This window comes from Flavobacterium fryxellicola, from assembly GCF_900143245.1.
Lineage (GTDB): Bacteria > Bacteroidota > Bacteroidia > Flavobacteriales > Flavobacteriaceae > Flavobacterium > Flavobacterium fryxellicola.
Genome location: NZ_FRDK01000001.1, coordinates 509,932 through 526,848 on the forward strand (window position 1 = coordinate 509,932; position 16,917 = coordinate 526,848).

The following is a 16,917-nucleotide window of genomic DNA, read 5'->3' on the forward strand; positions in this document are numbered from 1 at the left end:
GTCGGAGTGTAATCATAGTAGTAAAAGAAAAGTAGCATGACTTTTCTAATTGTATAAAATAGTGAAAACCAAAACGGGAAGATATTCAGGCTATATTCGCCCTTTTTCATTTGTCATAGACTTAATTGTTATCAATGTACTTTCAGTATACTTGACCGACTTTCCTGTAGATAAGATTTTTTATCCTTTGTTTATCAGTGTCAGTTGGTTTGTCATCGCTGCAAACCTTGGCTTTTACGAAGTTTACAGATATACTAAAGTGATATCAATACTAAACTGCGCCCTAAAGCAAGGTGTTTTGTTTACTCTTTTTTGTCTCGCCTTAGCTTTTTTTGATTCGGAAAATTCTAGTTTTAAAAAAGTTGTCCTTTTTACTACGCTATCACTTGCAGTAATCTTACTGGTTAAATTATGTATTTATTACTTTCTAAAGAAATTCAGAGTTCTTTTCGGTGGGAATTTCAGAACGGTTATCTTATTAGGAACAGCTAAAAGTATTGAACCCTTACAGCATTTCTTTACGGAGAATCCAGATTATGGATATAAGTTAGAACGTGTTTTTGATCTTGAAAAGGATAAGACCCGCATTCTTCGAGAGAGTTTTGACTATGTTTTAGAGCAAAAAATAGATGAAATGTATTGCTCGATGCGTGATTTAACACAAAATCAGATGAATGAGATCGTTTATTTTGCTGATAATAATCTGAAGACGTTAAAGTTCATTCCTGATGAAAAGCAAATTCTTTCTCGAAATTTCACTTTTGAATATTACAATTACATCCCGGTAATTTCGTTGAGAAATATCTTGTTAGATGATACTTTGAATAAGATAATCAAACGCGTTTTTGATCTTTTGTTTTCGGTCGTAGTCATATGTGGTCTGCTTTCTTGGCTAAGTATAATTCTTGCAATTTTAATTAAGTGGGAATCGAAAGGACCTTTGTTTTTTATCCAAAAGCGAAACGGATTAAATTACAAAGAATTTAGCTGCTACAAATTCAGATCGATGGAGATTAATGAGGAGGCACATTTAAATCAGGTTTGTAAAAATGACATTCGCGTTACTAAAATAGGGCGCTTTATACGAAAGACAAGTATTGATGAACTTCCACAATTTTTCAATGTATTATTTGGAGATATGTCTGTTGTTGGGCCTAGACCGCACATGGTAAGTCATACCCACATGTATGCCCTGAAAATTGATAAGTTTATGGTGCGTCATTTTGTTAAACCAGGAATTACGGGGCTTGCTCAAACTAAAGGATTTCGCGGTGAAGTAGAAACAGATGGGGATATTATCAACCGCGTCAAGTTTGACATATTTTACATGGAAAATTGGTCTATTTTATTAGACATAAAGATCATTTTTGTCACAATATACAACACTTTAAGAGGTGACAAAAAAGCATATTGAAAATGGAAAAACCACTTGTATCAATAATCACACCCTCTTTTAATTCTGAAAAATTCATTGCAGAAACGATCCAATCGGTGCAAAATCAAACCTACTTGAATTGGGAAATGATCATCGTCGATGATGCCTCTAGTGATAAAACGGCTTCGATTGTTACCACAATGGCGCTACAGGATCAAAGAATTCGTATGTATCAACTTCCCACAAACTCCGGCACAGGAATTGCCAGAAATACGGCTTTATCAATGACTAAGGGACGCTATATTTCTTTTCTGGATGCTGATGATTTGTGGAAACCTACGAAGTTAGAAAAACAAATTAATTTTCTCATAAACAACAAGGTGCCTTTTACTTTTTCATTTTATGATTGCATCGACGAAGCAGGAAAACCTTTGAACAAAAGAGTAGAAGCACCGTTAAATCTTTCCTACAAGCAACTATTTTTTTGTAATTATGTTGGTAATCTTACGGGTATTTATGATGTCAATTATTTTGGGAAGATAAGTATTTCAGCGATCAGAAAACGCCAAGATTGGATGCTTTGGCTCACCATTCTCAAAAATATTAAAAAGGCAAGTCCCCTTCCAGAAAGTCTGGCCTTTTATAGGATTCGAAAAAATTCGATTTCGGCCTCTAAAATCGATTTAGTAAAACATAATTTTGCGGTTTATAGAAAATTTCATCGCTTTAACGTGCTGAAATCCCTGTTTTGTATGATTGGTTTTTTATGCACGCAATTCCTCCTGAAACCGCGGTACATCAAACCATTAAAGTAGAGAGGTAAACTGTTTTAATTTTCCACGATTGCTTCTCTTTAAAGTGTTTCTACGGATAAATTTAAAATGTAAATTGGGTTCTAAATACAGGGCAATCGCCTGTTCTATTTTTTGAATTTGTTCCCAATTTAATTCGTTTTCACTAACGTATTCAATATCAAAAGAATCAATTTTTGTTTGTTTGATCAGGAATTCTTTGACCTTTCCATCATCTTCAATAATGCTTTTTGTCACGTAATAAAAGGTCAATCCAGGAGCTTTTTTGCCGCTGGGTAACACAGCCACATCATTGGTGCGGCCCACTAATTTCTTGAGAATCGGTTTTTGTAACGTGCTTTTTTCATCCAGAAGCCCAATATCACCAATATCATATCGTATAAACGGATGTGCTTTGTTGAACAATGAAGTAATCACGATACGACCTTCTTGACCGTAAGGTAACACTTGATTATTTTCGTCTAAAATCTCGACAAATAAGGTTTCTGAATTCACTTGCCATTCGCCTTCTGTCCCGACGCTTCGGGATTGAAAAGCAATCAAATCCAATTCTGAAGCGCCGTATTCATTGACAATAGGAATGCCAAACTGTTTTTCTAAAAGGATTTTATCTGCTTCAAAAAGCATCTCAGAAGTGACCATGCATACTTTCAAACTAGGACAAATTGTTTTTAACACGATGTTTTTTTGTTGCAAAAACTTAGCAAATAAAACAATAGAACTAGTGTACCCGTTGATATAATCAAATTTTTTAGTTTTAAAATGATTTAAAAATCCTTCTAAGACAACATCCGATAAATCAAAAATCGAAAATCGAAAACGATGACTTAAAAAGTCCTTTAACCGTTCTTTTTTGTTGCCGATGAAATCCATGGGAATGCCATAAAACCGTGCTTGATACGAAGTGTTAAAATCAATATCGTACCAGCTAAAACGGTACATATTGGAAGCCCAAGTCAGCGCATGACAGTATTTGTCTTTGGCAAAAATGAAAGGAGTTCCGCTTGAACCAGACGTTTTATTTACGTAACATTGTTTTAAAGAATACTCTTTTGAAATCCTTTCCTGTAGTGGTATTTGTAAGTTTTTTTTATTTAAAACCGGTACGTCTTCCCATCTTGTAAAAGGGTTCATTCCAAATAAATTGCTGTAAAAAGGATTGTTTTCCAAATGGTAATTAACAATTTCTTGTTTTTTATAGGCTACAAATTCGGCGTGTTCTTTTTCAGTAAAGGTGACAATTTTGCGTATTTCGGCTTTAGCTTTTTTCATCTGGAAGCCATTTAAGTGCAGCGATAAGTCGAAAAGTGGAAACATCTAAGCTGTTTTTTGAGTATTAAAACGTTTGATAGATTGCAGTTCTTGTGCTTTATTTTCTTGTTCCTCTTCAATATCAAAATCATCCTGAAGTCCTAACCAAAATTTTGCAGAATTACCAAAGTACTGACTCAAACGCAAAGCGGTATCAGCCGTAATTCGTCTATTTCCCTTAATGATTTCTGAAATTCGGGTTTGCGGTATCTTCAAATCTTTAGCCAAACGGTACGCCGTTATTTCCAGAGGAATAAGAAATTCTTCCAATAAAATTTCACCAGGATGTATGTTTTTTAATTTTTCCATTTTCAGCACATTTAATGGTAATCTACAATTTCGACATTAGCAACGTTTCCATTTTCCCAAATAAAAATAATCCGCCATTGGTTGTTAATTCGAATGCTGTAATAAGCATTCAAGTTACCTCTTAATTTTTCTAATCTGTTGGATGGGGGAATTCTTAAATCTATTAAATTGGTAGCGTTGTTAAGCATTCTAAGCTTTCTTCGGGCTAGTTGTTGTATCTCTAACGAAGGTTTTTTTACGACAATTCCATTCCATATTTTTTCAGTTTCTTTAGATCCAAATGAAATTATCATATCCTTTGCGTTACTAACGTCAAAAGTAAGTATAAAAAATTATTATTTCAGCATAAAACTAACTATTTTTGCACCATCCTCAAAAAGGCGGATACGCAACTAAACACAACTACACATGATAATTTTACTACTGGGTTCGGGCGGAAGAGAACATGCTTTTGCATGGAAAATGATTCAAAGTCCGCAATGTGACACACTTTTTGTAGCGCCAGGAAATGCTGGTACGGCTTCTATAGCGACTAATGTTGCGATGAGTCCAACCGATTTTGAGGCTATAAAAACGTTTGTAATTCAGGAAAAAGTGGACATGGTTGTGGTAGGACCGGAGGATCCTTTGGTAAAAGGGATCTATGACTTTTTTCTAAATGATCCAGCCTTAAATCATGTACCAGTTATTGGTCCGTCAAAAATAGGTGCTCAATTAGAAGGTAGTAAAGAATTTGCCAAAGAATTTTTAATAAAACACAATATTCCAACGGCTGCTTACGATAGTTTCACTGCTGAAACGGTCGAAAAAGGCTGTAAATTCTTGGAAACATTGCAACCACCGTATGTGTTGAAAGCAGATGGTTTAGCTGCCGGAAAAGGAGTGCTTATTATTCAGGATTTGGCAGAAGCTAAAGAAGAATTACGGAACATGTTAGTACATCAGAAATTTGGTGCTGCGAGTTCTAAAGTTGTAATCGAAGAATTTCTTGACGGTATAGAATTAAGTTGTTTTGTTCTGACTGACGGGAAAAACTACAAAATATTACCTACGGCAAAAGATTACAAGCGCATTGGTGAAGGTGATACAGGATTGAATACAGGCGGAATGGGAGCCGTTTCTCCAGTTCCTTATGTTGATGCCGTTTTGATGGAAAAAATAGAAACGCGCATTGTAAAACCCACTATTGAAGGTTTTCAAAAAGACGGAATTTCCTATAAGGGATTTGTTTTTATTGGTTTGATTAATGTCAATAATGAACCCATCGTAATTGAATATAATGTAAGAATGGGCGATCCGGAAACGGAAGTCGTGATTCCTAGATTGAAAACAGATTTAGTCGAATTGTTTTTGGCTGTAGCCAATGATAAACTGGATGAAATCACATTAGAAATTGACCAAAGAAGCGCCACTACAATTATGGTCGTTTCTGGAGGTTATCCAGAGCATTTCGAAAAAGGAAAAGTAATTTCTGGATTAGAAACTATTGAAGATTCGATTGTTTTCCATGCCGGAACCAAACTGGATAACGGAACGGTAGTGTCAAATGGCGGAAGGGTTTTAGCGGTAACGTCCTATGGAAATGATTTTGAAGAGGCCATAAAAAAATCTTACCAAAACATAGCTAAGCTAAATTTTGATAAGATGTATTTTAGAAAAGATATTGGAAACGACCTTAAATAATGTAAGCACCTTTTTATTCCCCCTCGGGGGTTAGGGGGCTTTATTTTAAGAAAGAGTGAGCGGTAGTATCTTGCTTCTCTGTTCCAGCGTCTTCAAAAATTTTCAATTGTTTGATCCAATACACCATGGCAGAGGCACAAATAATCATGAAAATCCAGTTGATTGTATTAGCAACAAACCAAGAAGATAGCTCCAATGAGCGTAAAAAGTCTAGAGGAGCAAATAAAATATTTACAAATAAGTATTCTATTCCTTCGAAAAATGCTTTCATAATGTATAAAATTAATTTTATTAATTGTTTTTGAGGAACTCTGGGAAGTAAAAAGACTTATTTAAAAGAATCTTTTTGAACTTGCACGGTTTACTTTTTAAACAAGTATTATATTTACGAACACAAAAGTATAAAATATCCTTATGATAACAAGCGTTTTTAGAAAATCTACACCATTAAATTTTTCATTGGTCGTAATTTTAATGCTGATTTTCTTTTTACTGTTTCAAATTCAAGATTTGTCTTGGACCAACTCCTTTTTATTATTGTTAAAAAAGGGTGGATTGTTGTGTCTTTTATTGGCTTCCATTTTCATTACAGATTTTGTAGCTAAGAAGAACGGATTGAGTAAAGACAGTACCTACACGATCTTTTTTTATTTTTTATTGTTGCTTTTTTTTCCATCCGTATTGGATAATTTAAGCCTGATTTTGTCTAATTTCTTTATTCTATTAGCACTACGCCGATTGATTTCGTTACAATCTTTGAAAGCGTCCAAAGAAAAAATATTTGATGCTTCCTTATGGATTTTTCTGGCAACATTATTTCATTTCTGGAGTATAATTTTTATTGTGTTGGTTTTTATATCTATAATTTTCCATGTTTCCAGAGATTATAGAAACTGGATACTGCCCTTTATTGCTTTTTTTATTACTTCAATTATTTTCTTGGTGTATAGTACAGTTTTCAATGTTAATGTAGTGGAATACATATCTAAAAGTGTGACAACGAACTTTAGCATTGATTATTTTACCAGTAATTATCAAAATGCGGCCTTGTCAATCTATGCTACAATCGCTTTGTTTTTTCTAGTTTCCATGTTTGCCACATTATCAGGCAGGCCGCAACTATTGCATACTTCTTTCAAAAAAATCATTGCTTCTTTTTTTATTGGAGTACTTATTTTCCTGATTTCATCTAATAAAAGCAATGACCTGCTAATTTTTACGGTTGCGCCTTTAGCAATAATGGCAACTAGTTATATCGAAATACCACAGCTTAAATTGAAGCAAGAGATGGTACTTTCGGTGCTTATTATCTGCAGTTTATTCACCTTTTTTAGCCAGTTATAGCTTATTGCCATAGGCAAGATCACCTGCATCACCTAATCCTGGAACGATATAACGGTGTTCATTTAATTTTTCGTCTAAGGAAGCCACCCAAAGATGACAGTGTTCTGGCAAATGTTCCTCAAGATAAGCAATTCCCTCTGGCGCGGCAATCACAACTGCAATGTGAATTTCTTTTGGTGTCCCATTTTCCATTAATTTATTATAAACAGCAACGATGGATTGACCTGTGGCAAGCATCGGATCTACCAGTAATAAATTTTTCCCATTGATGTCAGCGATGGCTTGGTATTGAACTAAAATATCAAAGTAATCATCCTGATTAGGATGGTGTCTGAAGGCAGAGACAAAGCCGTTTTCAGCATTGTCAAAATAATTCAAAAAACCTAGATGCAAGGGCAAGCCAGCCCGTAAAACAGAACATAAAACCAATTGATCCTTAATCTCGGTTGTTTGTTTTATGCCCAATGGTGTTTGGATTTCAATCGTTTTATAATGCAATTGTTTACTTAACTCGTATGCCATTATCTCGCCAATACGCTCAATATTTCTTCTAAAACGCATGCTGTCCTTATGAATAGTTATATTCCGTATTTGACCTAGAAAATGATTTAGGACGCTATTTCCTTCTGATAAATAATGAATTTGCATGTTTTTATATTTGTAATTAAACTTCTAGTTATTTTTATATGGTATAAAAGTATAAAAAGTATCTTTGTCTTTTAATATATAAAGATATGTTTTCAAAATTAGCTTACTCCGTATTTGAACAAAGCATCAAAGATTATCATCAGTTTGATAACGTTGATCAGCCTATTAATAATCCTTTTCCAAAGGATAAATTTGAACATTTGTTGTACCACAAAAACTGGATTGATACGGTTCAATGGCATTTTGAGGATATTATCCGTGATCCAAATATTGATCCTGTTGCTGCTTTGACCTTAAAAAGAAGGATTGATGCTTCTAATCAAGAACGTACGGATATGGTGGAATATATTGACAGTTATTTTCTTCAAAAACACAGTCATGTGAAAGTAAAAGACAATGCGAAAATTAATTCTGAAAGTCCGGCTTGGGCCTTTGACCGATTGTCAATTTTAGCTTTGAAAATTTATCACATGAAGGAAGAAGCCAATCGTAATGAAGCTTCCCAAGATCACAGAGATAAATGTCAAGCAAAATTGAATATTTTATTAGAACAAAGATCTGATTTGTCAACCGCAATAGATGATTTGTTAACAGACATCGGAAACGGTGATAAATTCATGAAAGTGTACAAGCAAATGAAAATGTACAACGATGATGATCTGAATCCTGTTTTGTATCAGAATAAAAAATAATTTTTAGAATTGAATTTGTCTATGATAACAATTGATATTTTAAAAAAACTCAAAGAGTCAGAAGACAAAGTTGAATTTAAAAAAGGTGAAGGAGGTAATATATCCTACGATGGCGGTTCTAAACCTAAACCAAGTGATAGGAGAAGGTGTATTTTAGGATATGTTACTGCTTTTTGTAATGAAGGAGGCGGTTATTTAGTTATTGGAATGAGTGATAATTATCCTCATGAAGTAATTGGTACAAAACAAAATCTAGGTGCTGTTGGGGAGTTAGAAAGTAAAATATATGCTGACACGGGTATTAGACCAAAATTATATGAACTTTACGAAAACCAAAAAAGAGTATTGGTTGTTGAAGTTCCTTGCCGTCCAGCTGGAAAAGTTTTTAAATTTGAAGATGTTGCTTTAATGAGGGTGGGTGAAGAATTAAAGCCTATGTCTGATGAAGTTTATTTAAAAATTATTCAAGAACAAGAGCCTGATTTTTCACAACAAATATGTGAAGGCTTAACTATTTCTGAATTAGATGATCGCGCTATATTTTTACTAAAAGATAAATATTCAATAAAACAAAATAATCCAAAGTTCAGATTATTACCAAACGAGCAAATTCTTTCTGATTTAGAGCTTTATAAAAAAGGAAAACTAACGAATGCAGCACTAATTCTTTTGGCAAAAAAAGAAATTCTACAAAAAAGACTACCGCAGTCTAAAGTAATGTTGGAATTTAGGAATTCTGAAAGCCAAATACCTTTTGATAACAGAATAGAATTCGTTGAACCTTTTTTTCTTTTGATAGATGATCTTTGGAAGACTATTAATATAAGAAACGGTAGTGTACCCATTCAAGATGGAGCATACATTTTTAATATTTCCTATTTTAATGAAGAAGTTATTAGAGAATCTGTAAATAATGCAATAACTCACAGAGATTATAGAAGAAGTTCAGAAATTGTCATTAAACAGTTCCCACAAAGACTCGATGTGATTAATGCAGGAGGATTTCCTGTGGGGGTAACTTTAGAAAATTTGATCAAAACACCAAGCACGCCTAGAAATCGATTATTAGCCGAGATTTTACAAAAAACTGGAATTGTTGAACGTTCAGGTCAAGGAGTTGATAAAATTTACTTTAATACACTTTCTGAGGGAAAGGCTGAGCCAGATTATTCGAAGTCAGATAATTTTCATGTCAATTTAAAATTATCGGCAGTTATTGAGGATCGTGCTTTTGCTCTATTTATAGACCAAGTTCAGAAAGAATTACCTGAAAACGAAAAATTATCTGTTTTGGAGATAATTACACTGAATAATATTAAAAAAAATTGTCCTAAAAAAGATTTAGATTCAGAACAGGTAAGTAAGTTGTTGGATAAAAAGTTAATTGAAAAAAAAGGTAAAACAAATGCTGTTTTTTATATTTTATCTAAAAATTATTTTGATTTTACGGATGAAAAAGCAAAATATTATAATCTTCAAGAAATCGATGATAATCAGGTATTAAATACTATTTTATCTTTTTTATCCAAAGAAGAAATAGCTAAAATGAAAGATTTTGTAGGGCTTTTTGAAGATAAATTATCTAGAAGACAAGTTCGATTTAGAGTAGATAAATTAGTTTCGAATAAAATATTAGAGCAGCAAGGAGAAGGCTCTACTTCAATCTATAAGTTAAGTGATGATTATATTAAGCAGATTGAAGTATTGTCAGAAGCTTTACATATTGGAATGAAGGAAATGGAGAAGAAACAAAATCCGCAGAATCAAATGTCCAAAGAAAGGCCAAAGAAAAAGGAGTGAATTGTTAAAAACTAAAGCTGTTTGTTAATAAGTATTATTCTAACCTCTTTATTTACAGTGTTTTTTTTTAATATGAAATGGCCAAAGAATGGCCAAAGAATGCCACATTTTATAATTTTTCGCCAAATTTCTAAATATTAAGATCTAAAATTTGAATCCGAAACACAAACACATAGCCATCATGAGACTTTCCGCAATGGGAGATGTCGCCATGACGGTTCCTGTTTTACGCGCTTTTGTCAATCAGTATCCAGAGGTGAAAATCACCGTTATTTCTAGGCCTTTCTTTAAACCTTTTTTTGATTCTATCCCCTCAGTTACTTTTTTTGCTTTCGATGAAAAAGGGAGGCACAAAGGATTTAGTGGATTGTTGCGTTTGTTCCAAGATTTAAACGGACTTTCTATCGATGCTTTTGCCGATTTACACAATGTTTTGCGGTCTAAAATTATCAGATCGCTTTTTGCCTTGAGCGGAAAAAAAGTTGCCGCGGTCGATAAAGGGCGTCAAGGTAAAAAAGAACTCACTCGTGCCGAAAATAAAGTGTTTCAGCAATTGCCCACTATGTTTGAAAGACAGGCAAAAGTTTTTGAAAAGCTGGGATTTCCAGTAGATTTATCCCATCCTAAATTTCCTCAAAAAGCAGTTTTAAACCCAGAGATTTTAAGCCTAAGTGGATTTCCAAATCAAAAATTAATAGGCATTGCTCCTTTTGCACAATACGAAGCTAAGGCGTATCCAGTAGATTTAATGCACAAAGTGATTGATCAATTAGCTGGAAATAATTCCTATACCATTTTACTATTTGGTGGTGGAAAAAAAGAAATCGAAATTTTAGATACGCTTGCTAAAGCTCGTAAAAATGTTGTAAATGTAGCCGGAAAAATCAAACTGCAGCAGGAATTACAGCTGATTAGCAATCTGGATGTCATGCTTTCAATGGACTCTGGAAACGCCCATATTGCTGCCATGTTTGGTGTAAAGGTGATTACACTTTGGGGTGCTACACATCCATTCGCGGGATTTATGCCTTTCAATCAACCGATGGAAAACGCTTTGGTTTCAAATAGAAATCAGTTCCCGAAATTACCTACCTCTGTTTACGGAAATAAAGAAATAGAAGGATATGAGGAAGCGATGAGAACTATTTTACCAGAACAAATAGTATTAAAAATCCAGTCAATGTTGTAGATGTGTAGTTTTTTACAACTTTATATAATGTGAATTCTATTGTTAGATTCAAAGCCAAATTCCATTTTCTCTACATCTTACAATCAAAAAACGCTTTAAATTAGAAATTGATGCTTCAAAATCAGGTTGTTCAAGTCCAAAACGTAGAAATTCTTTTTGTTGTTTTTCGGTTTCTTCACATGCTTTGATAATTTCTTTGAGTATATCAAGCATAATCAATTGTTTGTTGTCGTTTTGTTGGAACTTCAAATCAACCAATTCATCTTGTAGTTTTTCGCAATAATCTAAAAGTTGTTCGACTTCTATTTCTTCCAAAAGATGCGGTTTGTTTTTAAAAAGTTCGCGAGGTTTTTTCATAGGATTTGATTTCAAAATTAAAAATTCCAAGTTGGATATTCAAAATTAAAAAGGTTGAATATCCAACTTGGAACTTAGAACACAAAATGAATTCAGGGAAACCTATACATCATCATAATCTACATAAATCGACTCTGATGTTGGATGCGCTTGACAGGTAAGAATCAAACCTTCGGCGATTTCTTTATCGGTTAAAATCGAATTTTTAGTCATTTCGGCTGTTCCAGACGTAACTCGAGCCAGACAGCTGCTGCATATTCCGCCTTGGCAAGAATAAGGAGCATCAATACCTTGTTTTAAAGCAGCATCCAGAACGGTTTGTTTTTGAGACATTTCAAAAGTGGTTTCTTCATCATCGACCATAATGGTGATTTTAGAATGTCCACCTAATGATTTTTCTATTTGATTTTCTTTTGTAGAAGCAGCAAACAATTCAAAATTAATGTTAGATTCTTTAACGTTATGTTCCTTTAAAACGCCAGTAACCAGATTAATCATTTCCTCAGGACCGCACAAATAGAATTTATCAAATGCTAGCTCTTTGTGTTTGTTATTCAAAACAAAATTTACTGTTGATTTCTCGATGCGTCCAAATAAGGCAGTATCTACTTTGGTTTGACTATAAACATAATGCACAAAAAGGCGACCCACATAGTGCAATTGTAAATCGTGTAATTCTTGTTGAAAGATCGTTTCTTCGGGAGTTTTGTTACCATAAACCAATACAAAAGAACTTTTAGGTTCGTTTTTTAATACTGATTTTAAGATGGACATTACTGGAGTAATTCCACTTCCAGCTACAAAAGCGGCATAATTTTTTTGACGCTCTGCTTGTGGATCAAAGGTAAATTTTCCTTCTGGTGTTCCTACTTCTAATGCATCACCAACTTTAAGTTTTGTGTTTGCAAACTGAGAAAAAGCCCCGTTTTTTACATATTTTACTGCAATTCGCAATTCACCGCTATCGGGCGAAGAACAAATCGAATAGGCGCGACGAATTTCTTCACCATCAAGCGTTAATCTCAAATTTAAGTATTGGCCTGCAATAAATGCATAGTTGGCTTTTAATTCTTGAGGAACGTTAAAAAGTATGGAAACAGCATCTTTGGTTTCGCGTTTTACTTCTTTTATAATTAATTTTAAAAAGGATGACATCTGATTATTTTTTTACAAAGATAGGAAACACATTAGGTTTCTAAAAAAATAAAAAGAGCGAAATTTACATACCTAATGAAGTTATGTATAAGAATCTTATGTATATTTGTGTATCAATAGGAGATTGCTTCGTGTCTCGCAATGACAAAACCATGAAAAATTCACAATTATATAAGGGAAGTCTTAATACCATCATCATGAAATTGCTAGAGGAAAACGGCAAAATGTATGGATACGAAATCACCCAAAAAGTAAAAGCGATCACGCTAGGTGAACTTAATATTACAGAGGGCGCGCTGTATCCAGCCTTGCATAAACTAGAAGCCGAAGGCATACTAGACGTGGAAATGGAGAAAGTAGACAACCGCATGCGCAAATATTACAAACTCACGGAAAAAGGAACCACTGAAACCGTAAACCGATTATCAGAACTAGAAGATTTCATACGTAACATGCAAAGTTTAGTAAGCCCAAAACCGAATTTAGAATTTTAATTTTTTTACGATGAAATTAACTCAAGAACAAATAATATTTATAGATTCGATTTTAATTTTGAACGGTATTAAATTCGATGATATAAAATTGGAGATGATGGATCATATTGCTTCAGAAATAGAAATTTTAATGGATGAAAATGAACTTTCATTTGATGAAAATTTTAAACTTGTTTTAGAAAAATGGTCCGAAGAATTGCAACCTTCTAGCTCTTTTTTTACAGGAATTAACGTAAGCTATCCAAAGATTATTTTAGAGAAAAAGCTTGTGCTTGTAAAGAAACAAATGTTGTTTGGTTTTTTATCAAGTATAGTAGCTTTATTAGTTTTTATGAGTCTAACTGAATTTTTTGATGCCAAAATAATTACAAATAATTTTCAAGTTGGGGCTCGTTATGTATTTGTCATTGGATATTTACTTCTGATTTTTAATACAATAAGGATTTGGAGATCTAAATTAAACACTTCATTTTATATGAATCATAAATCTAGATTGACGGTATACATATCTATGATTTATCCTTTTTGTTTTATAAACACCACGCCAACGCTGTTACATAATCAGGTTTTATTCGTTGTATTAAGCACTTTTATGCTTTTTCATTTGTTATTTAGCTCACAACTGGCTCTGAAACATTTTCAATTTGAAAAAAAATTATCAAATAGTTAAGGATGAAATTAACTCAAGAACAAATAACGCAAATAGAAGAAACTTTAGTTTTAAACGGTCTTAATTATGACGATTTAAAACTGGAAGTTACGGATCATATGGCCTCAGAAATAGAAATTCTAATGGATGAAAACGACCTTTCATTTGAAGAAAACGCACGAATGGTTTTTGAAAAATGGAAGCCACAATTACAGCCTTCTTTTTCATTTTTAATTGGTTTTACGAATCCTAAAATAATGACTTCCAAATGTCATGAATTAGTAAAAAAGCAGTTGTTAATTGTAATTTCTGTAGCTGCTTTGATTGCAAGTTCAGTACTGATATTAGTAAGAAATTCAAGTTTTATAACCGTTCCCACCAACATTGAACAAGTTTTTAAATCTTTTATTCTTGTCGAATTTTGCTTGGTTATTTTAGTTTGGGCTTTAATTTGGAAATCAAAGAGACAAACAACGTACAGTTATTTGATGAAGAAGAAAAGCGCTGGTCTGATCATTTTTCTTCTATTGCTAGGAATTGGCGGATTTCCAATTCGTTTGAACCATCCAGACACGAAAATTGCTTTTGTATCTATTTTTTTTGCAATAATTTACGTTTTATTAGCGGGATTTTATTTGCAATTGGCGCAGAAACACTTTCAATTTGAAAAAAAACTATTCAATACGTAAGCATGAAATTAACTCAAGAACAAACCGATTATATTTTTAACTACGTTGCTTCATTTGATATTAAATGGTATGAATTGCAAGTAGAAATTACGGACCACATGGTTTCTAGAATGGAAGGAATTTGGGAAAAAGATCCAGAGCTTACTTTTCACCAAGTTAAACAATATGCTGAGAATGAATTTGGACGTAATGGTTTTAAAGCTATGGAGGAGCAAAGAAAACGTATTTTACAAAAAGAATACAATAGAAGTCAACGAAAAATGGTATCTCAGTTTTTAAAATTTCCTAAAATTATAGGAAGTATTTTGTTGGGATTTCTAGCTTATCAAGGTTCTTTTTTATTCGAAAATCTTAATACATATATTTTAGTTTTGTTTGCATTACTGTTTTTATTTATAATTCCGGGTTTTTACCAGTGGATTAAGAATCGCAAGATTCAAGGCAAACGTTTTTTAGCAGTAAATTATCCTTCCTTGACTTTAACAAGTTTATTGCTATTCCCTCAATTAGGAATGAACTTAACTAGTGTTTTTAAAGAGGAAATCGCAAAGAATCATCTATTACTAATACCATTTATTTTTCTATGGGTTTTTGGAGTTCTATTTTGTGTCACAGGAATACATCTCGACACAAAAAATGTATCGAAAATCAAAAAACAATACCAACTTTCATAAAAGTATACAATGAAACTAACTAGCCAACAAATAGAAATCATAACAAATTATATTGCTTCTCGCGAAATCAAGTGGTATGAATTGCAGGTTGAATTCACGGATCATGCAGTTTCGAGTGCGGAAGATTATTTTTCAGATGAAACGCAACTTAATGACCAACAGTTAATAGATTTTACAGGGAGTGAGTTAAGAAAGACAGGTTTTTTATTAATGGAAGAACAACGAATAAAAATCTTAAGAATGGAACATAAAAAAAAGCAATCTAAAATGGTTGTAGAATATTTTAAATTACCAAAAATTCTTTTGAGTTTATTAGCGGTTTTTTTGGTTTATAAAGTTTCTTTCTACTTTGATGATGACGTATTTTATGTTAGACTATTGTTTGGAATTTTACTCGGATTGTCAGTAATTTCAATTTTAAATTGGTACCGCTTTAGAAAGATAAACGAGAAACGATTTCTAGCTTTAGAAGCGGCTTATGTATTAAATAATAGCACAATAATGCTTTGCATGTATGCAATAATGATGGCAGAAATTGTCCAAGAATGGATTGGAGATAGTCCAACGTTTATTCTTTCTTTTTGTTGCATTTGGGTATTAGGTATTTTAGTTCAAATGTGCGGTAGGCACCTAACAAATATGTTGATTTTTGATATTAAGAGAAAATATCAATTAATCTAGAATTTTAATTATTTTATAACAACACTTGTAGCGATTTTTGTAGTAGGTTTATTGCAGTTACTTCCTTTTAGAAAACTAATAAAAAGAGAAGGGCTTTTTATTTTGAAAACCCAATCAATCTTTTTGTATTTTAACCTGTTGATGGTAGGCATGCATATAAATAATGCTTTGGCAATTATGGGTAAAGACGTGATAGATTTCCAAAATGTATTTATCAGAATCTTTATGGCTACTGTATTCACTTGCACGTTAATGACCTACTTCATATTTATGAAAATGCGAAAAACAACCCTCCTTGAACTTAAACAACAAATTTTTGCCTAACATGAAACTAACCGCTTCACAAATTGACCAACTTTTTACTTTCACCCGCCAGCATTACGTGGAATGGTATGATTTGCAATCAGAATTGGTGGATCATTTAGCAAATGCTATTGAAACGCAATGGCAAGAAAATCCCAAGCTCATTTTTGACGAGGCTTTAAATCGAGAATTCAAAAAATTTGGTGTCTTTGGCTTTATGGATGTGGTCGAAAAGCGACAAGCCGTTTTGTGTAAAAAATACAACGGTTTGGTTTGGCAACATTTTAAAATTTTTTTTGGCATTCCAAAAATTGTATTGACAATCGCCATGATGCTAGTTTTGTACAGTATTCTAAAAGTAAGCACTTACAGCGAATGGATTGTTATAAGCCTATACTTTATTTTAATAGGTTTTACGTTTTACGAACTTTTCAAAAACAATAGAATCAGAAAAAGAAAAAAGCAAACCCAAGAAAAAAGATGGCTTTTTGAAGAAATAATAAATCAATATGGCGGTTTTTCAGGGGTTGTTATTTTTCAGTTTAATATTTTCGTCCAAATATTTAATCATTCCGAAAAGTATTTAAGCAATGATTATTGGATGATGGGATTGAGTTTCTTTTCAGTGGTGGTCATCTTAGTGCTTTTTATCATTTTTAAAATCATTCCAGCCAAAGCCGAGGAATATCTACAAACAACTTATCCAGAATATAAAGTAGTAAAACTGTAACGTTTTCCTACTTTCAGTTACT

20 protein-coding genes are annotated in these 16,917 nt (G+C 32.9%); 13 read left to right on the forward strand and 7 right to left on the reverse strand.

The features are described from left to right. Nucleotides 1-61: 61 nt before the first annotated feature. Nucleotides 62-1,414 (forward strand): exopolysaccharide biosynthesis polyprenyl glycosylphosphotransferase, encoded by a 1,353-nt coding sequence (locus BUA03_RS02230; RefSeq protein ID WP_066076059.1) that lies wholly within the window; start codon nt 62-64, stop codon nt 1,412-1,414. A 2-nt stretch (nt 1,415-1,416) separates the two neighbouring features. Then, nucleotides 1,417-2,190 carry a glycosyltransferase family 2 protein gene (locus BUA03_RS02235; RefSeq protein WP_066075899.1) on the forward strand — a complete coding sequence of 258 codons (774 nt, stop codon included), beginning with the start codon at nt 1,417-1,419 and terminating at the stop codon, nt 2,188-2,190. Here BUA03_RS02235 and BUA03_RS02240 read toward each other — a convergent pair. From BUA03_RS02240 to BUA03_RS02250, 3 genes are read right to left on the reverse strand one after another with little or no spacing between them, the layout of a single operon-like run. Further along, nucleotides 2,182-3,504, reverse strand: coding sequence for a phenylacetate--CoA ligase family protein (locus BUA03_RS02240; protein ID WP_066075896.1), 1,323 nt, complete (start codon nt 3,502-3,504; stop codon nt 2,182-2,184). The genes BUA03_RS02235 and BUA03_RS02240 overlap by 9 nt on opposite strands. Beyond that, complete coding sequence (locus BUA03_RS02245; RefSeq protein WP_066075893.1) at nt 3,505-3,807, reverse strand: HigA family addiction module antitoxin; 303 nt, start codon at nt 3,805-3,807, stop codon at nt 3,505-3,507. Nucleotides 3,808-3,818: 11 nt separating this feature from the next. After that, nucleotides 3,819-4,100, reverse strand: a complete 282-nt coding sequence (locus BUA03_RS02250; RefSeq protein WP_066075890.1) for a type II toxin-antitoxin system RelE/ParE family toxin — start codon at nt 4,098-4,100, stop codon at nt 3,819-3,821. Nucleotides 4,101-4,215: 115 nt separating this feature from the next. Here BUA03_RS02250 and purD point away from each other — a divergent pair, with 115 nt between their 5' ends. After that, nucleotides 4,216-5,490: a phosphoribosylamine--glycine ligase gene (purD, locus tag BUA03_RS02255; protein WP_066075886.1), complete on the forward strand. Its 1,275-nt coding sequence runs from the start codon at nt 4,216-4,218 to the stop codon at nt 5,488-5,490. A 40-nt stretch (nt 5,491-5,530) separates the two neighbouring features. Here the strand turns inward: purD and BUA03_RS02260 are convergent, their stop codons facing one another. After that, on the reverse strand, nt 5,531-5,761 hold the full coding sequence (locus tag BUA03_RS02260; RefSeq protein ID WP_066075884.1) for a DUF6341 family protein: 231 nt from the start codon (nt 5,759-5,761) through the stop codon (nt 5,531-5,533). 143 nt (nt 5,762-5,904) lie between these two features. Between BUA03_RS02260 and BUA03_RS02265 the strand changes: the two genes are divergently transcribed. Then, on the forward strand, nt 5,905-6,834 hold the full coding sequence (locus BUA03_RS02265; protein WP_066075881.1) for a DUF6427 family protein: 930 nt from the start codon (nt 5,905-5,907) through the stop codon (nt 6,832-6,834). Here BUA03_RS02265 and upp read toward each other — a convergent pair. Further along, complete coding sequence (upp, locus tag BUA03_RS02270; RefSeq protein WP_066075878.1) at nt 6,829-7,482, reverse strand: uracil phosphoribosyltransferase; 654 nt, start codon at nt 7,480-7,482, stop codon at nt 6,829-6,831. The two genes, BUA03_RS02265 and upp, sit on opposite strands and share 6 nt — an antisense overlap. Nucleotides 7,483-7,568: 86 nt before the next feature. On the opposite strand from upp, the gene BUA03_RS02275 reads away from it, so the two are divergent. From BUA03_RS02275 to BUA03_RS02285, 3 genes are all read left to right on the forward strand, one after another. Then, a complete protein-coding gene (locus tag BUA03_RS02275) occupies nt 7,569-8,174 on the forward strand; it encodes a DUF4254 domain-containing protein (RefSeq protein ID WP_066075875.1) in 606 nt (201 codons plus the stop codon). Between the two features lie 21 nt (nt 8,175-8,195). Next, nucleotides 8,196-9,974 carry an ATP-binding protein gene (locus BUA03_RS02280; RefSeq protein ID WP_211266373.1) on the forward strand — a complete coding sequence of 593 codons (1,779 nt, stop codon included), beginning with the start codon at nt 8,196-8,198 and terminating at the stop codon, nt 9,972-9,974. A 181-nt stretch (nt 9,975-10,155) separates the two neighbouring features. Beyond that, nucleotides 10,156-11,163 (forward strand): glycosyltransferase family 9 protein, encoded by a 1,008-nt coding sequence (locus BUA03_RS02285; RefSeq protein ID WP_066075872.1) that lies wholly within the window; start codon nt 10,156-10,158, stop codon nt 11,161-11,163. A 48-nt stretch (nt 11,164-11,211) separates the two neighbouring features. Here BUA03_RS02285 and BUA03_RS02290 read toward each other — a convergent pair whose 3' ends face one another. Continuing rightward, on the reverse strand, nt 11,212-11,535 hold the full coding sequence (locus BUA03_RS02290) for a hypothetical protein (protein ID WP_245792548.1): 324 nt from the start codon (nt 11,533-11,535) through the stop codon (nt 11,212-11,214). Between the two features lie 87 nt (nt 11,536-11,622). Continuing rightward, entirely contained in the window at nt 11,623-12,675 is a 1,053-nt protein-coding gene (locus BUA03_RS02295) for a ferredoxin--NADP reductase (protein WP_066075870.1), read from the reverse strand. A gap of 152 nt (nt 12,676-12,827) precedes the next feature. Between BUA03_RS02295 and BUA03_RS02300 the strand changes: the two genes are divergently transcribed. The 6 genes from BUA03_RS02300 (at nt 12,828) to BUA03_RS02330 (ending at nt 16,895) form a co-directional block, all read left to right on the forward strand. After that, nucleotides 12,828-13,169 (forward strand): PadR family transcriptional regulator, encoded by a 342-nt coding sequence (locus BUA03_RS02300; RefSeq protein ID WP_066076050.1) that lies wholly within the window; start codon nt 12,828-12,830, stop codon nt 13,167-13,169. A gap of 10 nt (nt 13,170-13,179) precedes the next feature. Continuing rightward, the gene (locus BUA03_RS02305; protein WP_066075867.1) at nt 13,180-13,839 is read left to right on the forward strand and encodes a hypothetical protein; all 660 of its coding nucleotides are present in this window, start codon (nt 13,180-13,182) and stop codon (nt 13,837-13,839) included. Between the two features lie 2 nt (nt 13,840-13,841). Continuing rightward, the gene (locus BUA03_RS02310) at nt 13,842-14,507 is read left to right on the forward strand and encodes a hypothetical protein (protein ID WP_066075864.1); all 666 of its coding nucleotides are present in this window, start codon (nt 13,842-13,844) and stop codon (nt 14,505-14,507) included. Nucleotides 14,508-14,509: 2 nt separating this feature from the next. Beyond that, nucleotides 14,510-15,181 (forward strand): hypothetical protein, encoded by a 672-nt coding sequence (locus BUA03_RS02315; RefSeq protein ID WP_066075860.1) that lies wholly within the window; start codon nt 14,510-14,512, stop codon nt 15,179-15,181. 9 nt (nt 15,182-15,190) lie between these two features. Beyond that, complete coding sequence (locus BUA03_RS02320) at nt 15,191-15,862, forward strand: hypothetical protein (protein WP_066075857.1); 672 nt, start codon at nt 15,191-15,193, stop codon at nt 15,860-15,862. Nucleotides 15,863-16,187: 325 nt separating this feature from the next. Then, a complete protein-coding gene (locus BUA03_RS02330; protein ID WP_066075849.1) occupies nt 16,188-16,895 on the forward strand; it encodes a hypothetical protein in 708 nt (235 codons plus the stop codon). The last annotated feature ends 22 nt before the right edge of the window (nt 16,896-16,917 follow it).

Bases quoted from the DNA above. Each gene is read 5' to 3' on its own strand.
- BUA03_RS02235 (WP_066075899.1), top strand. From the start codon at position 1,417: ATGGAAAAACCACTTGTATCAATAATCACACCCTCTTTTAATTCTGAA.
- BUA03_RS02240 (WP_066075896.1), bottom strand. From the start codon at position 3,504: ATGTTTCCACTTTTCGACTTATCGCTGCACTTAAATGGCTTCCAGATG.
- BUA03_RS02245 (WP_066075893.1), bottom strand. From the start codon at position 3,807: ATGGAAAAATTAAAAAACATACATCCTGGTGAAATTTTATTGGAAGAA.
- BUA03_RS02250 (WP_066075890.1), bottom strand. From the start codon at position 4,100: ATGATAATTTCATTTGGATCTAAAGAAACTGAAAAAATATGGAATGGA.
- purD (WP_066075886.1), top strand. From the start codon at position 4,216: ATGATAATTTTACTACTGGGTTCGGGCGGAAGAGAACATGCTTTTGCA.
- BUA03_RS02260 (WP_066075884.1), bottom strand. From the start codon at position 5,761: ATGAAAGCATTTTTCGAAGGAATAGAATACTTATTTGTAAATATTTTA.
- BUA03_RS02265 (WP_066075881.1), top strand. From the start codon at position 5,905: ATGATAACAAGCGTTTTTAGAAAATCTACACCATTAAATTTTTCATTG.
- upp (WP_066075878.1), bottom strand. From the start codon at position 7,482: ATGCAAATTCATTATTTATCAGAAGGAAATAGCGTCCTAAATCATTTT.
- BUA03_RS02275 (WP_066075875.1), top strand. From the start codon at position 7,569: ATGTTTTCAAAATTAGCTTACTCCGTATTTGAACAAAGCATCAAAGAT.
- BUA03_RS02280 (WP_211266373.1), top strand. From the start codon at position 8,196: ATGATAACAATTGATATTTTAAAAAAACTCAAAGAGTCAGAAGACAAA.
- BUA03_RS02285 (WP_066075872.1), top strand. From the start codon at position 10,156: ATGAGACTTTCCGCAATGGGAGATGTCGCCATGACGGTTCCTGTTTTA.
- BUA03_RS02295 (WP_066075870.1), bottom strand. From the start codon at position 12,675: ATGTCATCCTTTTTAAAATTAATTATAAAAGAAGTAAAACGCGAAACC.
- BUA03_RS02300 (WP_066076050.1), top strand. From the start codon at position 12,828: ATGAAAAATTCACAATTATATAAGGGAAGTCTTAATACCATCATCATG.
- BUA03_RS02305 (WP_066075867.1), top strand. From the start codon at position 13,180: ATGAAATTAACTCAAGAACAAATAATATTTATAGATTCGATTTTAATT.
- BUA03_RS02310 (WP_066075864.1), top strand. From the start codon at position 13,842: ATGAAATTAACTCAAGAACAAATAACGCAAATAGAAGAAACTTTAGTT.
- BUA03_RS02315 (WP_066075860.1), top strand. From the start codon at position 14,510: ATGAAATTAACTCAAGAACAAACCGATTATATTTTTAACTACGTTGCT.
- BUA03_RS02320 (WP_066075857.1), top strand. From the start codon at position 15,191: ATGAAACTAACTAGCCAACAAATAGAAATCATAACAAATTATATTGCT.
- BUA03_RS02330 (WP_066075849.1), top strand. From the start codon at position 16,188: ATGAAACTAACCGCTTCACAAATTGACCAACTTTTTACTTTCACCCGC.